13 protein-coding genes and 5 pseudogenes are annotated in these 20110 nt (G+C 70.7%); 4 read left to right on the top strand and 14 right to left on the bottom strand.

Annotated features, from left to right (window positions below):
• The first annotated feature begins 2 nt into the window (after nt 1-2).
• Nucleotides 3-872, top strand: coding sequence for an RDD family protein (locus QUE79_RS17840; protein ID WP_286344240.1), 870 nt, complete (start codon nt 3-5; stop codon nt 870-872).
• Between the two features lie 52 nt (nt 873-924).
• Here QUE79_RS17840 and QUE79_RS17845 read toward each other — a convergent pair whose 3' ends face one another.
• The 7 genes and pseudogenes from QUE79_RS17845 to QUE79_RS17885 all read right to left on the bottom strand — a co-directional run bounded on the left by QUE79_RS17845 (nt 925) and on the right by QUE79_RS17885 (nt 8109).
• Complete coding sequence (locus QUE79_RS17845; RefSeq protein WP_286344241.1) at nt 925-1302, bottom strand: cupin domain-containing protein; 378 nt, start codon at nt 1300-1302, stop codon at nt 925-927.
• A 108-nt stretch (nt 1303-1410) separates the two neighbouring features.
• Nucleotides 1411-2889, bottom strand: a complete 1479-nt coding sequence (gene ahcY, locus QUE79_RS17850; RefSeq protein WP_286344242.1) for an adenosylhomocysteinase — start codon at nt 2887-2889, stop codon at nt 1411-1413.
• A 156-nt stretch (nt 2890-3045) separates the two neighbouring features.
• Nucleotides 3046-5535: pseudogene (locus QUE79_RS26230) on the bottom strand (heavy metal translocating P-type ATPase).
• Between the two features lie 62 nt (nt 5536-5597).
• Nucleotides 5598-5813, bottom strand: a complete 216-nt coding sequence (locus QUE79_RS17870; protein ID WP_286344243.1) for a heavy-metal-associated domain-containing protein — start codon at nt 5811-5813, stop codon at nt 5598-5600.
• A gap of 46 nt (nt 5814-5859) precedes the next feature.
• Nucleotides 5860-6165 carry a metal-sensitive transcriptional regulator gene (locus QUE79_RS17875; RefSeq protein ID WP_286344244.1) on the bottom strand — a complete coding sequence of 102 codons (306 nt, stop codon included), beginning with the start codon at nt 6163-6165 and terminating at the stop codon, nt 5860-5862.
• 321 nt (nt 6166-6486) lie between these two features.
• A pseudogene (locus QUE79_RS17880) lies at nt 6487-7907 on the bottom strand (phosphomannomutase/phosphoglucomutase).
• A complete protein-coding gene (locus tag QUE79_RS17885; RefSeq protein ID WP_286344245.1) occupies nt 7897-8109 on the bottom strand; it encodes a DUF3499 family protein in 213 nt (70 codons plus the stop codon). Before QUE79_RS17885 ends, QUE79_RS17880 begins: the two are co-directional and overlap by 11 nt.
• A gap of 107 nt (nt 8110-8216) precedes the next feature.
• On the opposite strand from QUE79_RS17885, the gene QUE79_RS17890 reads away from it, so the two are divergent.
• Nucleotides 8217-8666, top strand: a complete 450-nt coding sequence (locus tag QUE79_RS17890; RefSeq protein WP_286344246.1) for a metallopeptidase family protein — start codon at nt 8217-8219, stop codon at nt 8664-8666.
• 85 nt (nt 8667-8751) lie between these two features.
• Here QUE79_RS17890 and QUE79_RS17895 read toward each other — a convergent pair whose 3' ends face one another.
• From QUE79_RS17895 to galE, 5 genes and pseudogenes are all read right to left on the bottom strand, one after another.
• Complete coding sequence (locus QUE79_RS17895) at nt 8752-10170, bottom strand: DUF5719 family protein (RefSeq protein ID WP_286344247.1); 1419 nt, start codon at nt 10168-10170, stop codon at nt 8752-8754.
• The gene (locus QUE79_RS17900) at nt 10163-11788 is read right to left on the bottom strand and encodes a hypothetical protein (RefSeq protein WP_286344248.1); all 1626 of its coding nucleotides are present in this window, start codon (nt 11786-11788) and stop codon (nt 10163-10165) included. Before QUE79_RS17900 ends, QUE79_RS17895 begins: the two co-directional genes overlap by 8 nt.
• Before the next feature lie 68 nt (nt 11789-11856).
• On the bottom strand, nt 11857-12996 hold the full coding sequence (locus QUE79_RS17905; protein ID WP_286344249.1) for a glycosyltransferase family 2 protein: 1140 nt from the start codon (nt 12994-12996) through the stop codon (nt 11857-11859).
• Between the two features lie 108 nt (nt 12997-13104).
• A pseudogene (locus QUE79_RS17910) lies at nt 13105-13409 on the bottom strand (WhiB family transcriptional regulator).
• Nucleotides 13410-13744: 335 nt separating this feature from the next.
• Nucleotides 13745-14706: pseudogene (gene galE, locus QUE79_RS17915) on the bottom strand (UDP-glucose 4-epimerase GalE).
• Between the two features lie 133 nt (nt 14707-14839).
• Between galE and QUE79_RS17920 the strand changes: the two are divergent.
• A complete protein-coding gene (locus QUE79_RS17920; protein ID WP_286344250.1) occupies nt 14840-15793 on the top strand; it encodes a GlxA family transcriptional regulator in 954 nt (317 codons plus the stop codon).
• Between the two features lie 289 nt (nt 15794-16082).
• On the opposite strand, the pseudogene manA reads toward QUE79_RS17920, so the two are convergent.
• Nucleotides 16083-17260 (bottom strand): annotated as a pseudogene (manA, locus tag QUE79_RS17925) (mannose-6-phosphate isomerase, class I).
• Nucleotides 17261-17349: 89 nt separating this feature from the next.
• On the opposite strand from manA, the gene QUE79_RS17930 reads away from it, so the two are divergent.
• Nucleotides 17350-18720 carry an O-antigen ligase family protein gene (locus QUE79_RS17930; protein ID WP_286344251.1) on the top strand — a complete coding sequence of 457 codons (1371 nt, stop codon included), beginning with the start codon at nt 17350-17352 and terminating at the stop codon, nt 18718-18720.
• Here QUE79_RS17930 and QUE79_RS17935 read toward each other — a convergent pair.
• Nucleotides 18717-20066 carry a hypothetical protein gene (locus tag QUE79_RS17935; protein ID WP_286344252.1) on the bottom strand — a complete coding sequence of 450 codons (1350 nt, stop codon included), beginning with the start codon at nt 20064-20066 and terminating at the stop codon, nt 18717-18719. The genes QUE79_RS17930 and QUE79_RS17935 overlap by 4 nt on opposite strands.
• Nucleotides 20067-20110: the final 44 nt, after the last annotated feature.

Raw genomic sequence — 20110 nt, forward strand, 5'->3', positions numbered from 1 at the left:
TCATGCCGGATCATCGCGCGCTCCGAGAAGCACCGCCCGCGTTCGACGCGTTCGTGGCCGACGACGACGAGCTCGTCACCGGCGAGGCCGTGGGGCTCGACGTGAGGCCGGCGAGCTTCGTGCTGCGCCTCGCCGGAGTCGTCATCGACTACGTGGTGTACTTCCTCGGTCTCATCGGACTCCTGATCGTCGTGTCGCTGGCGGCGTCCCGCGGAATCGTCGACGGCTCGACCGCCACGGCGCTCGTCGTCGCCGTCATCGTCCTCTGCCTGATCGTGGCTCCCACGGCGATCGAGACCGCCACGCAGGGCAAGTCGCTCGGCAAGCTGGCGGTCGGCGCGCGCGTCGTCCGCCTCGACGGCGGAGCCATCGGGTTCCGGCACGCGTTCACCCGCGCCCTGGTCGGGCTGCTCGAGATCGTGATGACCACGGGCGGAATCGCCGTCGTGGTCGCGCTGCTGAACGGTCGATCGAGGCGCCTCGGCGATCTGATGGCCGGCACCTACGCGCTCAACGAGCGCGCCCCCAAAGAGAGCCGTGCCGTCTACGGAGTGCCGGTGGCCCTGGCACGCTGGTCGGAGGTCGCCGATGTCGCCCGACTCCCGGACTCTCTGGCGCGCAGGCTCTCGGCCTTCCTCCAGCAGGCACCACGGCTGACGCCGGAGAGCAGGATGCGCGTGGCGGCCGGGCTCGCCGCGGAGGCCTCGCGCTACGTGTCACCGCTTCCGGCGTCCGATCCCGAGACCTTCGTCGCCGCGGTGTCGGCGGTGCGCCGCGACCGCGAACTGCGGGCGCTCCAGGGCGAGGCCGCTGTTCTCGCCCGGCTGGAGCCCGCCCTGCACGGACTCCCGCAGGGGTTTCCCCGCCGCTGATCGCATCGAGCCGTCCGACGCGGAGAGACGACTCACGGACGGCACGGCGAGGTCAGCCGGCGAACCACACCTTGCGCAGGGGCTCCTCGATGGTCCAGATCGTCCGGGATCCTGCGGCCAGGCGCGCAATCGTTCCCGGTTCGAGCAGGATCACGGTGGCCGGCTCGTCGGCCGACCCTGCGATCTCCACGCGCCCGCGCCCTGACACGACCACGAAGACCTCGTCGGCTTCGACGTCGGTCGACACCCCCGCGGTGTGCTCCCACAGCCCGAAGGAGACCCCGCCCACGGCGCCGAGTTCGACGACGCCGGTCTTGACGTCGCCGGCGTCGACGAGGCCGGCCAGCAGCTGTGCAGAGGGCAGCGGCTCGAGCGAGAGAGCGAGGGCGGTCGCCGAGAACCCGGCGGACGGCGGCAGCAGTTCGGTCACGCAACGACCCTAGGGCATGCCCTTCGGCCTGCCCTGGGCCGACCGCGCCGGCCGGAGACCCGTCGGCACCAGCACCGCGCGGCGCAGCAGGGCGCCGCGTGGCGAGGGTCAGTACCGGTAGTGATCGAGCTTGTAGGGCCCCTCGACCGGAACCCCGATGTAGGCGGCCTGCTCGGGAGTCAGCGTGGTGAGCTCGACCCCGAGGGCGTCGAGGTGGAGGCGGGCGACCTTCTCGTCGAGGTGTTTCGGCAGGACGTAGACGCCGGTCGGGTACTCGGACTGCTTCGTGAACAGTTCGATCTGCGCCAGCACCTGGTTCGTGAACGAGTTGCTCATGACGAACGAAGGGTGGCCGGTGGCGTTGCCGAGGTTCATCAGCCGCCCCTCCGAGAGCACCAGGATGCTGCGGCCGGTGGGGAGCCGCCACTCGTGCACCTGAGGCTTGATCTCGATGCGCTCGGCGCCCTCGAGGGCCTCGAGGCCGGCCATGTCGATCTCGTTGTCGAAGTGGCCGACGTTCGCCACGATCGCCAGGTGCTTGAGACCCACCAGATCGTCGACCGTGACGACGTTGAGGTTGCCGGTACCCGTGACCAGGATGTCGATCTGGTCGACGACGCTCGACAGCGTGGCGACCTGGAACCCGTCCATCGCCGCCTGCAGCGCGTTGATCGGGTCGACCTCGCTCACGATGACGCGCGCGCCCTGGCCCTTGAGCGCCTCCGCGGCGCCCTTTCCGACATCGCCGTAGCCGGCCACGAAGCAGACCTTGCCGCCGATCAGGACGTCGGTGGCGCGGTTGAGCCCGTCGGGCAGGGAGTGACGAATGCCGTACTTGTTGTCGAACTTCGACTTGGTGACGGAGTCGTTGACGTTGATCGCCGGAAAGAGCAGGGCGTTGTCGCGGGCGAGCTCGTACAGGCGGTGGACGCCCGTGGTGGTCTCTTCGGTGACCCCGAGGATCTCGGAGCCGATGGTCGTGTACCGGTCGCTCGACTCGGCGAGGGAGGCGCGAAGCAGGTCGAGGATGACCTTGTACTCGTGGGAGTCGTCGCCGGAGTCGGCCGGAACGGCCCCGGCCTCTTCGAACTCGCGCCCCTTGTGGACGAGCATCGTGGCGTCGCCCCCGTCGTCGAGGATGAGGTTGGGGCCCGTGAAGTCGGCCCCGGTTGCTGCGGCCTCCGCACTCCAGTCGAAGATCTGGGCGGCGCACCACCAGTACTCTTCGAGGGTTTCGCCCTTCCACGCGAAGACGGGAACGCCTGCGGGCGCCTCGGGCGTGCCGTTCGGCCCGACGACGACGGCGGCGGCCGCCTCGTCTTGGGTCGAGAAGATGTTGCAGCTCGCCCAGCGCACCTCGGCGCCGAGCGTCACGAGAGTCTCGATGAGCACGGCCGTCTGCACGGTCATGTGGAGGGATCCTGCGATCCGCGCGCCCTTGAGAGGCTTCGACTCGCCGAACTCCGCGCGCAGGGCCATCAGCCCGGGCATCTCGTTCTCGGCCAGGCGCAACTGGTGACGGCCGGACTCGGCGAGGGTGAGGTCTTTGACTCGAAAGGAGAAGGCTGCGGCGGTGGCGACTGACATGCCCTCATTCTCGCATCCCGTCCGGCCCGCCGGCCGTCCTCCCGGCCGTCGTGCGCAAATGACGACGATTGCCGAAGGTGAGCGGCATGTTGCGCACGACCACCGTGGGCGGGCGGGCCGGGCCGGAGGCGGGGGCGGGCCGGAGCCTGGGCGGGGTCAGGCCCTACGGAGGCGCAGGCTGTTGCCGACCACGATCAGGGACGAGAGCGCCATCGCCAGGCCGGACACCACGGGGTTCAGCAGGCCGAGGATCGCGATCGGCAGCGCGGCGACGTTGTAGGCGAAAGCCCAGAACAGGTTGCTCCGGATCACGCGCAGGGTGCGCTGCGACAGGGCCAGGGAGTCGGCCACGAGCCTGAGGTCGTCGCGCACCAGGGTGATGTCGCTCGCCTCGATGGCCGCATCCGTGCCGCCGCCGAGCGCGATGCCGAGGTCGGCTCCGGCGAGGGCGGCAGCGTCGTTGACCCCGTCACCGACCATGGCGACGACGTGACCGTCGCGTTGCAGCGCGCGGACCGCGTCGAGCTTGCCGCCCGGCAGCACACCGGCGATGACGCGCTCGATGCCGACGGCGGCCGCGACCCGGGCGGCCGCACCGTCGTTGTCCCCCGTCAGCAGCACCGGCGTGAGGCCGCGGGCCACGAGGCGGGCGACACCGTCCCTGCTGGTCGCACGCAGGGTGTCGCCGACCGCGACGACAGCGCGGGCCCGGCCGTCGATGACGACGACGACGGCCGTGGATCCTGCGCCCTCCGCCTCGTCGATCGCCGCCGCCAGGCCGCCGTCGAGGGCGATGCCCCAGGAGTCGGCGAGCCACGAGCGACGCCCCGCCACGACGAGGCTTCCGTCGACGAGGCCGTGCACCCCGAGCCCCCGTGCGTCTCGAAGGCCCCGACCCGAAGGGCGGCCTCGGCGGCGGGAGCGACCGTCCGGGCGATGGCTCGCCCGACGGGGTGCTCCGAGAGCGATTCGAGAGCCGCAACGGAGGCGAGGACCGCCTCCCTCGACTCGCCAGGGGCCACGACGACGTCGGTGACGCGCATCTCGCCCGTCGTGAGCGTTCCCGTCTTGTCGAGCACGACGGTGTCGACTTTGCCGGCCTGCTCGAGCACTTGCGGCCCACGGATCAGGATGCCGCGGGTCGCGCCCGCGCCCGTCCCGACGAGGAGGGCCGTCGGTGTGGCGAGCCCGAGTGCGCAGGGGCAGGCGATGATGACCGTGGCCACAGCGGCGGTGATAGCGAGCGTGAGCGAGTGCCCGGTCGCGAGCCAGCCGACGAAGGTCGCGACCGAGAGCAGGATCACGACGGGGACGAAGATCCCGGAGATCCGGTCGGCGAGACGCTGCACCTGAGCCTTGCCGGTCTGCGCCTCCTCGACGAGCCGGGCGATGTGCGACAGCTGCGTCTCGGAGCCGACCCTCGTGGCGCGCACCGTCAGGTGGCCGCCGGCGTTCAGCGTGCCCCCGAGACGTCGTCGCCCTCGGATACCTCGATCGGCACCGACTCGCCGGTCAGCAGACTCGCGTCGACGGCGGCCGAGCCTCGCGTGACGACGCCGTCGGTCGCGATCTTCTCGCCCGGGCGTACGACGAACACGTCGCCCACCACCAGGGACGACACCGCTACGCGCTCCTCCCGACCGTCGCGGACGAGCGTGGCCTCGAGGGCGCCGAGCTCGAGGAGCGCGTGCAGAGCCGCACCGGAGCGCACCCTCGCCTTCGCCTCGAGGTACCGCCCGGCGAGGAGGAACACCGTCACCGTGCTCGCCACCTCGAGGTAGACGTCCTGCGCCCCCGCGTCGGGTCGGCCGAACAGCTGCAGAGTCATGTGCATGCCCGGCATTCCGGCACCGCCGAAGAACAGGGCGTAGATCGACCAGCCGTACGCGGCGATCACGCCGAGGCTGATCAGGGTGTCCATCCCGACACCGAGGTGACGCGCCTGGGTGACGGCCGTTCGGTGGAAAGGCCAGGCTCCCCAGACGGCGACCGGGCTCGCCAGAGCGAAGGCCAGCCACTGCCAGTTGGTGAACTGGATCGCCGGGATCATCGACAGGGCGAACACGGGCACGGTCAGCACGGCCGACACGACGAGGCGCTGGCGGAGGCCGTCGGCGGAACCGTGGTCGTGCCCGGCGTGGTCGTCCGCGTGGTCGTGCGCGGCGTGGTCGTCCGCGTGGTCGTGCGCGGCGTGCCCGGTGTCGGCGTGTTCGTGGTCGGTGTGGTCGTGGTCGTGGTCGGTGTGGTCGTGGTCGTGGTCGACGTGGTCGTGGTCGGCGTGGTCGCGGTCGGCCAGGTCGCGCTGGGCCGGGTCGCGCAGCGCCGCGTCAGGCCGACCGGCGACCGGCGCGAGAGCGGGGCAGAAGTCGCTGCCCGCGCAGAGGCCGAGGACCGGGCCACAGGCCGCAAGGCCGCAGGCCCAGCGGGGGCCGAAGTCGCTGCCCGCGCAGAGGTCGCGGACCCGGCCACAGGCCGCACGGTCGCGCGGTAGCCCGCCGCCGAGACCGCGGCGAGGGCGAGCTCGTCGCCGGCGGAGGGCGGCAGTTCCACGCGGGCTCGCTCCGTCGCCAGGTTGACGGACGCCGTTGCCCCCGGGATCTTGTTGAGCTTCCGTTCGACGCGCTGGGCGCAGCTCGCGCAGGTCATCCCCTCGATGGTGAGATCGACGATCCTGCGCTCGTCGCCCCGACGCTCGTCGCTGACCGCGGTCACGAGTGCACCGCGTAGCCGGCCTCGTCGACGGCCGCATCGACGAGGGCAGGATCGAGAGGCGCGACGCTGGTCACCGTGACAGCGCTCGAGGCCCCGGGTTTCAGATCGACGGCCACGCGTTCCACGCCGCCCAGCGCACCGAGCTCGGTGGTGACGGCGTTCACGCAGTGCTCGCAGGTCATTCCGTCGATGAGGTAGGTCGCAGTGGACATGGTGTGCCTTTCGTGGAGGTCGAGGGGCGGACGCGCGGCGCAGGATCTAGGAGCGCACGAGGCGCGCGATCGCGGCAGAGGCCTCGCGGACCTTCTGCTCGGCGACGTCGCCGCCCTGCTGCGCCGCCTCGGTGACGCAGTGCGCCAGGTGGTCGTCGAGGAGCTGGAGGGCGACGGTCTCGAGCGCCTTCGTCGCGGCCGACACCTGGGTGAGGATGTCGATGCAGTAGGTGTCGTCTTCGACCATGCGCTGCAGGCCGCGAACCTGACCCTCGGCGCGTTTCAGCCGCTTGATGATCTGGTCTTTGTCGCCGGAGTAGCCGACGTGCGCCGCGTGGTCGTGCTGTTCCATGATCCTGCCGTCCTCTTGAATACCCCCAGGGGGTAATGACTATACCCCCACCCCGTATCCCACGCCACCCCCTCCCGAAATCGAAGGGGATCCTCGCTTGCGGCGCAGGGTTATGGGGCAAAACGGGGTGCCGGCTGAAAATCCCCTTCGATTTCGGGAGGGGCGGGATCGGGCGGGGCGGGATCGGGAGGGGCGGGATCGGGCGGGGAGGGGCGGGATCGAGCGGGGCGGGGCTGGGAGGGACGGGGCGGACGGGCGGGGCTGGGCTGGGCGCACGACGAAGGCCCACCGTCGAGACGATGGGCCTTCGGTGAAGCAGGACTACGCGCGGATGAGCTCCAGGACGGCGTCGCGGACGCGCTGCATGCCGGCGGGAGTCGCGGCCTCGGCGTTCAACCGCAGCAGCGGCTCGGTGTTGGACGGCCGGACGTTGAACCACCAGAACGCGCCGTCGTCGCTCGTGCCCGACACGGTGAGCCCGTCGAGCTCGTCGAACTCACCCCGGCCGGTGTAGGCCTCGACGATGCGGGCGTAGGCGGCGGGGACGTCGGTGACGGTCGAGTTGATCTCGCCGGACGCCGAGTACGGCGTGTAGCGGTCGGTGAGCTCGGACAGGGGCGCGCTGCCGGAGCCGAACTCGGCGAGGACGTGCAGCGCCGCGAGCATGCCGTTGTCGGCACCCCAGAAGTCGCGGAAGTAGTAGTGCGCCGAGTGCTCGCCGCCGAAGATGGCGCCGGAGGCCTTCATCTCGTCTTTGATCAGCGAGTGGCCGACGCGGGTACGGACGGGGGTGGCGCCGGCAGCCTCGATGGCCTCGGGGACGGACCGCGAGGTGATGAGATTGTGGATCACGTTGATGTGCTCCTCGGGCGAGGCGGCTCGGACGCGCGCGATCTCGCGAACCGCGACGATGGCCGCGACGGCGGACGGCGTGACGGCGTCGCCCTTCTCGTCGACCACGAAGCAGCGGTCGGCGTCGCCGTCGAAGGCGAGCCCGAGGTCGGCGCCGTGCTCGACGACGGCCTTCTGCAGATCGACGAGGTTCTTGGGCTCGAGCGGGTTCGCCTCGTGGTTGGGGAACGAGCCGTCGAGCTCGAAGTAGAGGGGATGATCTCGATAGGCAGCTCGGGCAGGCCGGCCGCGGTGCCGAGGACGGCGGGAACGGTCAGACCGCCCATGCCGTTGCCCGCGTCGACGACGATCGTGATCGGCCGGATCGCCGACAGGTCGACCAGGGAGCGCAGGTACGCCGCGTACGACGGCAGCGCGTCGAAGGGAGTGACCTCACCGGATTCGTCGACGGCTGTGACGCCGTCGGTGAGGAAGGCCGAAGCTCGGTCGCGGATCGACGAGAGCCCCGTGTCGAGGCTGATGCCCTGCGCGCCCGCGCGGGAGAACTTGATGCCGTTGTAGGTGGCGGGGTTGTGGCTGGCGGTGAACATCGCGGCGGGTGCGTTGCGCGACCCGGACGCGAAGTAGGTCTCGTCGGTCGAGCACAGCCCCAGCAGGGTCACGTTCGTGCCGCGGGCGGTCACGCCGCGCGAGAAGGCTGCGGCGAACTCGGGTGAGGAGTCGCGCATGTCGTGACCGACGACGATCTCGGGAGCGGACGAGCCGATCTCGTCGGCGAACGCCGCTCCGAAGGCTTCGACGACCTCGGGCGTGAGCTGGGAGCCGACCAGACCTCGAACGTCGTACGTCTTGACGAAGGCGGTGAGGTCTACGGGCGAATCAGAAGTCATTCCCCAAAACTACATGGCGAACGACCTGCCATCCCTGCGGAGCGGAGAGTCGCTCGGCGTGCCGCGCGCAGAGGTCGTACCCGTGCGGCTCGGCCGTGACGGCCAGCGGGCCCACGACGGCCATCGAGTCGGCGTAGTCGTACGTCAGAGTGGCCACGGCCTCGTTCTGGCACGTGACCTTGCTGCAGGGTCGCCCGTTCATCTCCGATGAGCCTAAGCCCGGCCGCGCGGGAATCCGGCACGCCGTACCGGCGACGGCGAGGTGGGGATCACGGGTCGTCGAGCTGTCGGGCCGACTACCATGAGCGCATGGCCAGGTCTCCTCGAGTTCGCACCAGCGGTCGAGCGGGCTTCCGCGACCGGCACGGCCGAGGTCTGCGCTCGTCGGCGACGGGGCCGCACCTCCCGTTCCTCCGCACCCGCAGCGATCTCTTCGACGACATCGTGGCCGGTGCCGCCCAGTACCTCCGCGAGTTGTGGCCGGACGAACTCGACGACGTCGTCTTCGAGGTCGCAGGTCTCCCCCACGGGGCCGCCGACCGCACCTTCGAGCGGTGGCACGTCGACCCGGTGCGCCGCCGCATCGTGCTCTACCGACTGCCGATCGAGCGACTCGCGCGTCAGCACGAGTCCCGGCAGGCGGGCGACGCGGAGTGGCTGCATCGCGCGGCCGTCGAAGGGTACGTGTTCAGAGCGGTCGGAGACCTCCTCGGCAAGGACCCGTGGGATCTCGCGCCCGACAGGTACCGCGACCACTGAAAAGCGCCGGCCACCCCGGCTCAGGCGCCGTCCACCCCGGTTCAGGCGCCGGCCACCGCGGCTCGGGCGCCGTCCGACGCGTAGGTCAGGGATAGACCTTCACCGGCGTCGACACGGCCGTCGGCGAGAAGAGCGCGTACGCCGCGATCCTGCCCGAGGCGCTGTAGCTGACTGCCGCCCTGAGCCCGTTCGCCTTCGTCAGCGTGCCCACGGACCCCGTGCTGAGCTTCTGGGTGAGCGAAGCCCCGGCCGGAACGGTGAGCGTCGTCGGCGTGCCGCCGATGCTCTGCAAGCGGGCGGAGATGGCCTTGGTCGTCGGGTTCGCGAGCGTCAGGGTGGCGTCCGGCCCCTGGGCGACGGCCAGCATCGTCGATCCGGCGAGTGCGGGGGCCGCTCCCACCCAGGCGAGGTCGATCGCGCCGCCCTTCGACACGCTCGACGATCGCACGCCCGCCACCACCGGCACCGAAGCCGCGATCGTCGCCGTGTACTGCCCGTTCGGCAGACCGTCGAGGGGCACGTCGGTGACCTGCCCGGCCTGGGCAGTGACCGAGAACGTGGCGCCGTTCCCGGTCGGCGTGCGGAGCTGGATGGTCAGGTCGGCGTTGCCCGTGCCCGGCACGAAAGCCCGCAGGATCGTGGTCAGGTCGTCGTAGCCGTCCTGGCCCGACTTGCTGGTGACCGCATCGCTGTCGCGCACGATGATGCCGGGAATCGTCTGGCGCTTCGAGGGCCCGGCCGCCGCGCTGACGGTGTCCGCACCGCCCGGCTCGAGGGTGCGGACGACACCGACCTGCAGATTGGCGGTGATCTGGCCGCCGCGGCTGGTGACGTGCACGACGGGCGAGGCGAGCCCGGTCGCGAACCCGGAGAGGGGGACCGCCTTCTCGCTGTTGGGTGCGACGACGATTCCTTCCAGCCCGGGTCCGTTGACCTTTCCGCTCTCGCCGTAGACGGCGAGGTCGACGGTCGAGTTGACGTCGGTCGGGTTGACCAGATCGATCAGGGTGGTGCGCCCGGTCTCGGTGGAACCGCCGACGAGCCAGCTCGAGCTCGTCGGCTCGGAGCACGGCGACGCCGCGAACCCGGTGAGGTCGGTGGACTGCGCGTCCTGGCTCTGAGCACCGGCGACGAGCGGCACGGTCGTGGACCCCTTCGCCGCGGCGGTGATCAGAAGGGGCTTCGAACGGGTTCCGCCCGGCCCCTTGAGCGTCGACACCTCGGGGGCGTCGCCGTCGCCGGCGCCGGTGACCGTCGACGCCGAGCCGGTCGCCGACACGCTGGTCGCTGAATCGCCGCTCTGCCCGGCGAGGCGGAGGAGGGACCCGGAGCAGACCCGCTGCTGGTCGAGTGCGACCGGGGTGACGACCCGGCCGGCGGGCGTCTCGCTGAACGACGGGAGGGGAAGGGCCGTTGCGGCGGCGATCACGCCCGCCCCGATGGCGAGGGTCACGACGCCGATCGCGGCGCGGACGCCGGTGCTGACGTATTTTCGCCTAGTCATCTCGCTCCTCGTCGAAGGTCGTCGCCGGCTGCTCGGCCTCCGGCTTGCCCGGGCGGGCGCGGCGGCGGCGCGGTGTGGTCGGGATCGCCAGGAGGAGCGCGGATCCGAACACGATGGCCCAGGTGATCAGGATGATCGGGCGCAGGGCCCCCGGCAGGGTTCTGAGTCGTGCGCTCCTTGGCGTCGACGTAGCGCCAGAGCTGACCGCTCGTGGTCTTGCCGACGGGCAGGAACAGGGCGTTGCCGTCGAGGGCTCCGCTGGCGCGCTGCTCGAGGTCGCCGGCCGGACCGTCGTCTTTCGTCGACCCGAGCAGCACGAATCCGACCCCGAGCTCGGAGAGATCCCGCTTCGGATCGAATCCGCTTCGGCTGACCAGGTTGCCGGCGAGGACGGTGAGGTCACGAGTCGACGACGAGAGCTGCTGCTGGGTGGAATCGAGCGTGGACTGCTGGTCGAGCGTCTCCCCTGCCCTCGCTGGAGCGACACGGCGAGGCTGCCGTCGGGTTGCGGGGAGAGCACCAGCGTGCCGACGTCGGGTTTTGCAACGGCCTCGGCGGTGACGTACGCCGACAGGATCCTGCCGGACGACGGCACGATCGTCGCCGTCCCCATGAGCGTCGCGAGGATCAGCGGAACCGAGGCCGCGATGCCGACGACGCCGAGTAGGAAGCCGAACGGCGGCGTGAAGCGTGGGATGCGGTCGAGTGTGATGCTCGCGGCACCGATGAGGCCCGCGAAATAGAGGCTGAGGCCGCTTCCCGCCCAGACCCCCGTCGTGCTGCTGCCGACACCGGTGATCTCGAGGTGCGTGGCGCCCACCGCCGACGCGTAGCCGAGCAGAGCCACCGCCAGGCAGGCGACAGCCGCGCCGCGCGACGGGGCGAACACCGAGAGGGCGGCCAGGATCCCGAGAGGGAGCATGGCGAGGACGATCACGATCGCCATGGTCGAGCCGGTGATTCCGACGGTGGCCACGAGGTCGGTCCAGCCGTTGAGACCCGTCTCGGGCGAGCCGAGGGCGAGCTGCAGAGGCGAGGCGGCCGCGGAGCGCGTCGGAACGCCGGGATCGGCGAACACGGCCCACCAGGTGCCGCGCGAGATCTGGGCGATCGCCAGCGGGACGAACAGGGCGATCGCGGGCACGGGGATCCCGAGCATGCGGTGGGTTCCGCGAGGACGGGTCGCCATCGCGGCCAGCCAGCCGATCACGAGGGCCGGGATGAGCGACGGCGTCGCCGCGGCGACGACGGCGAACAGGATCGATGCCGTGGCGCCCGCCGCCCAGGAGCGGTGGGACGAGACCATGGCGAGGACGAGGAACGGCAGCGCCACGTGGGTGATGACGGCGCCGAGGTGTCCTGTCTGAAGGGCGGAGAGCACGGGCGGCGACACGGAGTAGACGAGCGCCGCGACGGCCGGAACCCAGTGCCGATTCGTGACGCGGCGCGCCGCCAGCCAGGCGCCGATCGCCGAGACGGGCAGAGCGACGAAGAAGAACAGGACGATCGCGGTGGACGGCGACCAGAAGGTGATCGACCCGAGGACGGCGACGAGACCCGTGAACGGGTCCGATGGCCCGACGAAGCCGGTGCCGATGTCGTGCCAGCCGTACCCCACGGACTGCCAGAGAGAGCCGAGCGTCGTGCTGACCGGCAGCAGGCCGCCGCCGGTGACAACGGGCGAGTTCAGAAGGGGAAGAAGGCGACGATTCCGACGACGGCCGCGAGAAGCGTGATCCAGAGTCCCCCAGCGCCGATGAAGCTCGCCTTGGGCTCAGCGGTGTCCTCCACACCGGCCAGACGTGCGTCGCGCTCGTTGACCCGGCGTTCCCGAAGTTGGGCCCAGGTCGCGCGCAGCGGACGAACGACCCGCCAGCGCAGCTTCTTCGATCGTGCGAGGTTCACTCGGGCGGCCGAGACGTGCGATCGGCCGAACGCGACCGAGAACGCGGTGCGGAACTCACCGATCGCGGCACCTGGATTCTTGGCCAGGAGATGCCAGATGGAGCGCAGGATCGCGAGGGGCACGAGACTCAGCCAGTGGAACGGCAGCGCCGCAGCCGGCGCGTAGACGAGGCGACGGTGCAACTGCGCTGCCCGACGCAGCCTGGATCGGCGCGCGTGACCGCCCTCGGAACGGCCGAAGTCTTCGGGGTGTCCCTTGCTCAGCACGCGCGCGGACGGAACGAGGACGACTCGGTGCCCTGCTAGGCGGGCGCGCGTCGAGAAGTCGAGGGACGCATCGATGTGGGGCAGACCGGGATCGAAGCCGCCGAGCGACTGCCAGACGCTCCGCCGCACGAGCATTCCGCCGGCGGCGACACCCAGGACGTCCGCCTGCACGTCGTGCTGAGCCTGATCGAGTTCACCGGCGATCAGGGCGACCGAGGCACCGAAGCGGGTCATGGTCTCGCCGAACTCGGCGATGACGCCTGGGTCTTCCCAGCGCATCAGCTTGGGGCCGGCGATGGCGACCGACGGGGCCACCTCGACGGTGGCCATCAGTTCTTCGAGGGCGGCGTCCTCCGGGGCGTTGTCCTCACCCAGGATCCACAGCCACTCGTCGTCCTCGGTACCGACGGCGGCGGGTCCGATGGCGCGCAGCGCGTGGGCGACGGCGGCGCCCAGGCCGGTGCCGGCGGGAGCCGAGATCAGCTGCGCCGCACCGCTGAGCGAGAGGCGTCCCGCAGGCGAATCCGGCCCTCCGGTGTCGACGACGACCAGAGCCTCCGGGGGTCGCGTCTGGCGCGACAGACCCTCGAGGGTTCTGTCGAGGGAGGCCGCCCCTCCCGGGGCGGCGAGGATCGCTGTGACTCTCGGCTGCATGACGAGGGTGACTCTAAGCGCCCGCGGGAGGCGGAACGGGGATCAGCCCCGCGCGCCGCAGCGATTCATAGAAACGAATCGGGGTACGTCGACGTTCTGGCGGCAGGGCTACGCGCGCTTGCGGAGTTTGCGACGCTCGCGCTCGCTGAGCCCACCCCAGATGCCGAAGCGCTCGTCGTTCTGCAGCGCGTACTCGAGGCACTGCGCGCGGACGTCGCAGGATGCGCAGATCTTCTTGGCGTCGCGGGTCGAGCCTCCTTTTCGGGGAAGAACGCCTCGGGGTCGGTCTGGGCGCACAGTGAGTCGGCCTGCCAGGCGAGCTGGCTGTCTTCGTCTTCGACGACCTTCCGCACCCCGGGAACACCGAGGAGAACGGGATCGACGTGCCAGTCGTCGGGAACCCCGGCGCCGATGTGGCCTGCACGGCCGGCTCCAGAGCCGGCGTCGTAGAAGTCAGTGCCTTCGCCCGCCCCGAAGGTGTCGTGGGCTGGGTTCTCGTGGGCGCTGCGGTCTTGGATGGCCAATGCGCATCTCCCCTCGTTGCAAGTCGCTCCCCCGGCGGTCGCGATACCTGTAATTACACCCGTGTAACTACCGATACGTCAAGTCGGGCATCATAAAACCCTCGACCCCCGACTGAGGGTGATTTGCCGGTCGGGCGTGTCGGTCGGGGGACAAAAGGAGGACCGACGCATCGTTCGGTCCTCCCTGGATGTGCTCGCCCGTGATCCTGCGCGGACGCCGCCGGTTACTCCGCGGCCCTGCGCGCCTCCCAGGCGCTGGACACCATCTCGAGCAGCGAGTGCCGCATCTTCCAGTCGAGATCGCGGCCCGCCAGGACGCCTTCGGCGACGATCCGCGCGGGATCCCCGGGCGTCGCGGCGCGACCTCGGGGGTGAACGCGATTCCCGTGGCGTCCGCCATGGCGTCCATGATCTGCTTCACCGAGACGCCTTCGCCGGAGCCGAGGTTGTAGGCGGTCTCGAGCGTGTCGCCGGCGTCGAGGCGCTTCGCAGCCGCGGCGTGCGAGACGGCGAGGTCGGCGACGTGGACGTAGTCGCGCACGCAGGTGCCGTCGGGGGTGTCGTAGTCGTCACCGTTGATCTTCGGCGTCCGGCCCTCGAGCAGCGCCTGGAAGACGAGCGGGAACAGGTTGTGCGGACTCGCGTCGTAGAGGTCGCTCTGGCCCGAGCCGACGACGTTGAAGTAACGGAGGCTCGTGTGACGCAGCCCGACAGCGACTCCCTGATCGCGGAGCAGCCACTCGCCGATCAGTTTCGACTCTCCGTACGGAGACTCGGGGTTCTTCGGCGTGTCTTCCGTGACCGTGGCCGTCGGCGGCGTGCCGTAGACGGCAGCGCTCGACGAGAACACGATCCGGTCGACGCCCCGATCCGCCATCGCCCCGAGCAGGACGCCCGTGCCCGTGACGTTCTGCTCGTAGGTGTGCAGAGGTCGCTGCACGGAGACGCCGGCGTACTTGTAGCCCGCGACGTGAACGACGCCGGTCACCCCGTGCTCGTCGATCGCCCTTTCGACCAGGCCGGCGTCGAGGATCGTGCCGCGGACGAAGGGGACGCCCTCCGGCACGAACGACTCGAAACCCGACGACAGATCGTCGAGCACGACCGGCTCCAGCCCCTCCTGAGCGAGTGCTCGAACCACGTGTGAACCGATGTACCCGGCGCCGCCGGTGACCAACCATGCCATGCAGCCAACCTAACGTGGTCCGGCGGATGATCTCCGTCGGGCCGCGGCCCTTGCGGAAGCCCTTGCGGGGCGGAGAACAACACTGGCAGTATCTGGATGCACGTCAAACAACCGCCAGCACGGAAGGACTCCCATGCTGCACTCCGTCGCCGTCCTCGCCATCGAGGGCCTCCCGCCGTTCGAATTCGGGGTCGCCTGTGAGGTGTTCGGCATCGACCGCCGCGACACGGGCGGGCCGGTCTTCGACTTCCGCGTCGTGACGGCGCACCCCGGCCCGGTCCGGACGAGCCTCGGTTTCGACATGGTGATCGACAACGGTCTCGACGAGGCCGACGGGGTCGACCTGGTCGTCGTTCCCGCTCATGGCACGGGAGAGGTGGATCCTGCGTACCTCGAGTTCCTGCGACGGGCGCACGCGAACGGCGCGACGATCCTCAGCATCTGCAGCGGCGCGTTCGTCCTGGCGGCGACGGGGCTGCTCGACGGTCGCCGGGCGTCGACCCACTGGATGCATGCCGACGCCCTGAGACGACTCCACCCGGCCGTGACGGTCGACCCCGACGTGCTCTACGTCGACGAGGGGACCCTCGTGACGAGCGCAGGCACCTCGGCCGGGATCGACGCATGCCTTCACCTCGTGCGCCGAGAGCTCGGAGTGGGCGCGGCGAACGCCATCGCCCGGCGCATGGTCATCCCGGCGCAGCGCGACGGCGGGCAGGCGCAGTTCATCGGTGCGCCCATCGCCGAGCGCTGCTCCGACTCGCTCGCGAGCGTCATGGACTGGATGATCGAGAACCTCGACCGCGACCTGACCGTCGACGAACTGGCCCGCCGAGCACTGATGTCGCCGCGGACCTTCGCCAGGCGGTTCCGTGCCGACGTCGGGACGACACCGGGGGCGTGGCTCAACCGCCAGCGACTGCTCCGCGCGCAGAACCTGCTCGAAGAGACCGACGACACGCTCGAGGCGATTGCAGCGGCCACCGGCTTCGGCTCGGCGGCGGTGCTGCGGCACCACTTCTCGCGGGTGCTCCAGACCACTCCGACGGCGTACCGTCGGGCCTTCGGCGAGCGCCAGCTCGCCTAGCGTCCCCGCCCGCTGCACTCGGCTCGCCTGCCGCCTCCCCCTCACGCTGCCCCCGACCCCGCCCCGCCCCCTCCCCTCTCCCTCCCCCGTCCGAAATCGAAGGGGATTTTCGGCCGACACCCCGTTTTGCCGCGTGAACCGTCGGCCCGCAGAAGAATCCCCTTCGATTTCGGGAGGGGCGGGCAGGGTGGGGCGGGCATGGTGGGGCGGGATTTCGGGAGCGGGCAAGGAGGGGCGGGCAGGGTGGGGTGGTGCGGGGCAGAGGACGGGGAGGGGCGGCGGCGGAGAACTAGGCGCTGGTCGCGACGAAGGCCTCGCCGGTGCCGGTGACGGCCAGCCGCCATTCGTCGGGCGTGACGTAGACCGACTCTCCCTGCGAGAGCCGGATGTTGCCGTCTTGACCCTTGAGGTGCAGCTCGCCCTTCGTGACGAGGACGATCGACGGGCCGCCGAGCGAGACGACGGCGCCCTGATCCCCCGGCACGACGTGCAACAGCGCGAAGCCGACGTCGTCGGGGTCGAACCGCTCGACGCCCGCGCCGGCGACGGTCGGCCGCAGGTACGGCAGGGGCAGCGGTTCGAAGTCGAGCACGCGAAGCAGTTCGGGGACGTCGACGTGCTTGGGCGTGAGACCACCGCGCAGGACGTTGTCGGACGGCGCCATGAGCTCGATGCCGAGGCCGCCGAGATAGGCGTGGATGTTTCCGGCGGGGAGGAAGAGCGCCTCGCCCTTCGCCAGGGTCACCCGGTTGAGGAGGAGCGCGATCACGACGCCCGGGTCGCCCGGATAGAGTTCGGCCAGTTGCTCGACGGTCGCGATGGTCGGCGACACCTCGACGTCGGTCGCAGCGACGAGGGCCGTCGCCGAGCCGCTGACCGCTTCGATGGTCGCGGCCGCGTCGTCGCCCTCGAAGAGCCAGGCGACTGTGGCCTCGAGCGACTCGTCCAGGTGCTCGCGGAGGGCATCCAGGTGCCCCAAACCGTCGTCGAGGGCCGCGAGGTCGGCTCGCGTGTCGTCCAGCGGCCGGAAACCGCACAGGGCGTCGAAGGTGTCGCTCAGCGCGTAGATGATCTCGGGCTTCGGAAAAGGATCCTTGTAGTTGCGCTCGGTCGCCACGAGCGGGACGCCGGCGCGATTCTCGCGGTCGAAGCCTTCGCGGGCCTGCTGCGGCGTGGGGTGGGCCTGGATCGAGAGGGTGCCGCGGCGGCCAACACCTTCATCAGGAACGGCAGGTGACGCTTCCCCTGGCCGAGGGCGCGATCGGGCTGAGCGGCGATCCAGTCGGCGAGCGTGTCTGCGCCGTCGACGACGGCGGGATTGACGACGACGCTGGGCGACCCCGGGTGGGCGCCGAGCCACAGCTCGGCCTCCGGGCGGCCCGACGGGGTTCGGCCGAGGAGGGTGGAGATCGCCTCCGTGGAACCCCACGCGTAGTCGCGCGGAACGTTGGTGATGGCAAGGAACATGCCCCCAAGGTATCAACCGGCCGCTGGACCCGTACCGCTTCGCCTCGGGCGCGAGACTCCCTGGCACCTCCGTCGTCTAGCCTGGTCGCATGTCCGTCGCCCGAGCCCTCCCCCGCGTCGACTCCGGGGCGAAGCGTCCGGCAACCGAGCGGACCACCTTCGCCACGTTCGTGTTCCTCGTGCTGTTCTTCGGCGACGCCCTACGGAATTCGATCGGCTGGTGGGGCTGGGGCGCGATCTGCCTCGCCATGGTGGCCTGGTCGGTCGTGCTCGTCGTGAGGCATCCGATCAAGGCGGGCCGTCTGCCGATCCTGCTCGGACTTCTCCTCGCCTGGATGATCGCTTCGCTGATCTGGTCCGACTATCGCAGCGGGTCCCTCCTCGGGATCGGAACACAGCTCATGACGACCGTCGCCCCGGTCGCCATCGTGTCGACCGTGTCGTGGCCCGGCATCGTGAAGGCCCTCGGGCGTGCCCTGCGTTCCATCGTCGTGCTCTCGCTCCTGTTCGAGCTCGTCGTGTCGATCTTCGTGCGGCACCCGTTCTGCCCGGTCTACGTCGACTGCTCGGCGAGCAGCTACCCGGCCGCGTTCAACTGGACCCGTGACAACCTCTTCACCGGGGGCCAGATCCAGGGCCTGCCCGGCAACAGCAACCTGCTGGCGATCTTCGCGCTGCTCGCCCTGATCGTCACGGCCGTGCAGGCGCACGCGCGGGTGATCTCGAGGCGCGAGGCGTGGCTCGGCCTCGTCGCGTCGATCCTGGCCCTGGGCCTCACCCGTTCGTCGACCGTCGTCGCCTGCCTCGTCGTCTGCGCCATCGTCTTCGGCTTCGCCGTCGCTGCGCGCAGGATCCCGCTCGGCCGCCGCTGGGTCGTGGCCGTCGGCGCCCTCGTGCTGGCCGCCCTGGTCGCCCTCGTGGTGACGGTCGGCCGCGGCACGATCCTGCACGTCCTCGGCAAGAGCGAAGACCTCACCGGTCGCGTGACGATCTGGAGGGACGTCGTGAGGCTCGCGGTCGAGCGGCCCGTGGTCGGCTGGGGCTGGACCGGCTGGTGGCAGCCGTACCTCTCGCCCTTCGCCGACCTCGCGCACCGCAAGGGCGTCGTCTACCTCCAGGCGCACAACGCCTACCTCGACGTGTGGTTCCAGCTCGGCTTCATCGGCCTGGGGCTCTTCCTCGCGGTCCTCGTGACGACGGCCTCCCGGTCGTGGTGGTGGGCGACCGACCGTCGCATGCTCGGTGTCGGGCGACCGGCCCCGTGGAACTCGCTCGATCTGCTCCCTCTGCTGCTCCTCGCGACCCTGCTCGTGCACGGTCTCGCGGAGTCGAGGCTGAACGTGGAGTGGGGCTGGGCACTCCTGGTCACGATCTGCCTGTCGACGCGCGCCGACAACTTCCGGTGGTGGACCACACCCGAGGTCGCGCGCTCCGACGTGGCCGCCCCCGTCGCGCCTTAGCGGTCGAGGACCACCGCGCAGCTCAGATCGGTCTTCCAGGAGGGAGCCTCCGGGATCGAGGCGGCCTGCGCACCCGACTCGCAGCTCGTCGTCGCGGCGGCGACGCCGGTGGTCCAGAGCGGGCCACCGTCCCGTCGGTGCGACTCGACGTGCACGTGCACGGCTTGAGCGCAGAACGTCAACGCGAGGGCGACCACCCCGACGGTCACCGCGGCACGGCCCTTCGCCCGGAGCAGACGATCGGCCGCGAGCACGACGAGAGCGATCAGGAACATGGCCGGGACCACCCCGTAGCGGAGGATTCGGCCGTGGAGCTCCTCCGCCGGCGTGTAGTGGTCGAACTGCACGTAGTGGTCGGCATTGACGAGCGCTCCGGCGACCCAGGGGACGGTCGCCCCCGCCGCGACCGCTCCGATCGCGACGAAGTCGAAACCGCGGGTGCGGAGCACCAGGATGACCGCCGCGACGAGGAACGGGATGAGGGCGAGCAGCCCGATCCACCAGCCGAACTGGGTGACCCTGGCCCCGACCCAGTTCGCGGAGGGGTTGGCGATCGGGAGGACGACGCTTTCGAGATAGCCGCGGATGACATCGAGCGCCGTCAACGGACTCCGCTCCGGCCTCGTGCGCGCATGAGTCGCCAGCGCCGCAATCTGGGCCGCCACACCGACGACGAGCGCCGCCGACACCGGCCACGATTTCGGACGGCGCAGGGAGAAGAGCACGAGCGGCAGGAACAGCGCCACCTGGATCTCCGACAGGGCGCAGGCCAGCAGGATCACGGCCACCACCCCGGACTGCCACCACGCCCGCGGGCGGAAGAGCAGCAGCCAGGGCGTCAGCCAGAGGAGCAGCCAGTGGAAGTTGGCCATGTTGCCCAGCACCTCGATCGGCAGCGCCGGCACCAGAACCGTGATCGACGCGAGCGCGGCGCGAGACCACGGCGACGACACGACGTCGCGGCTGCACCAGAACACGAGGCAAGCGACGATCCCGGACGCCGTGCAGACCAGCGCGGTGACCGTCGTGGCGAAGTGGTCGAGAGGCGACACGGCGGTCGCGATGTCGGTGAGGATCCGGGGCACGAACTGCAAGTAGCCCTGATACGGGTGGAACAGGCTCCCGAAGACGCCGAGGTCGTAGCGTTCGTGAAGGAAGACTCGGCCGTCCTCGGCCCAGACCGTGGCCCGGACCTCGGGCGGAAGGCGCAGCCTCGCGACCAGGGCGAGCAGGATCGCGATCAGCACGCCGGCGAGGATCTCGCCACCTCTCGCGGTCGGCCGGCGGCGTCGCACCTCGGCCGCAGGCATGCGGGTTCGGGCGACGTCCGCGGGCAGGTAGGTCATCCCGACAGGCTGCCACGACTCCGCTCGGACGCAGGCTTGCCGGG

Origin of the sequence: Frondihabitans sucicola (genome assembly GCF_030296615.1) — a bacterium.
Classification (GTDB): Bacteria; Actinomycetota; Actinomycetes; order Actinomycetales; family Microbacteriaceae; genus Frondihabitans; species Frondihabitans sucicola.

Excerpts from the sequence above, each read along its gene's own strand:
- QUE79_RS17840 (WP_286344240.1), top strand. The coding sequence starts at position 3 with ATGCCGGATCATCGCGCGCTCCGAGAAGCACCGCCCGCGTTCGACGCG.
- ahcY (WP_286344242.1), bottom strand. The coding sequence starts at position 2,889 with ATGTCAGTCGCCACCGCCGCAGCCTTCTCCTTTCGAGTCAAAGACCTC.
- QUE79_RS17870 (WP_286344243.1), bottom strand. The coding sequence starts at position 5,813 with ATGTCCACTGCGACCTACCTCATCGACGGAATGACCTGCGAGCACTGC.
- QUE79_RS17875 (WP_286344244.1), bottom strand. The coding sequence starts at position 6,165 with ATGGAACAGCACGACCACGCGGCGCACGTCGGCTACTCCGGCGACAAA.
- QUE79_RS17885 (WP_286344245.1), bottom strand. The coding sequence starts at position 8,109 with ATGAACGGGCGACCCTGCAGCAAGGTCACGTGCCAGAACGAGGCCGTG.
- QUE79_RS17890 (WP_286344246.1), top strand. The coding sequence starts at position 8,217 with ATGGCCAGGTCTCCTCGAGTTCGCACCAGCGGTCGAGCGGGCTTCCGC.
- QUE79_RS17895 (WP_286344247.1), bottom strand. The coding sequence starts at position 10,170 with ATGACTAGGCGAAAATACGTCAGCACCGGCGTCCGCGCCGCGATCGGC.
- QUE79_RS17905 (WP_286344249.1), bottom strand. The coding sequence starts at position 12,996 with ATGCAGCCGAGAGTCACAGCGATCCTCGCCGCCCCGGGAGGGGCGGCC.
- QUE79_RS17920 (WP_286344250.1), top strand. The coding sequence starts at position 14,840 with ATGCTGCACTCCGTCGCCGTCCTCGCCATCGAGGGCCTCCCGCCGTTC.
- QUE79_RS17930 (WP_286344251.1), top strand. The coding sequence starts at position 17,350 with ATGTCCGTCGCCCGAGCCCTCCCCCGCGTCGACTCCGGGGCGAAGCGT.
- QUE79_RS17935 (WP_286344252.1), bottom strand. The coding sequence starts at position 20,066 with ATGACCTACCTGCCCGCGGACGTCGCCCGAACCCGCATGCCTGCGGCC.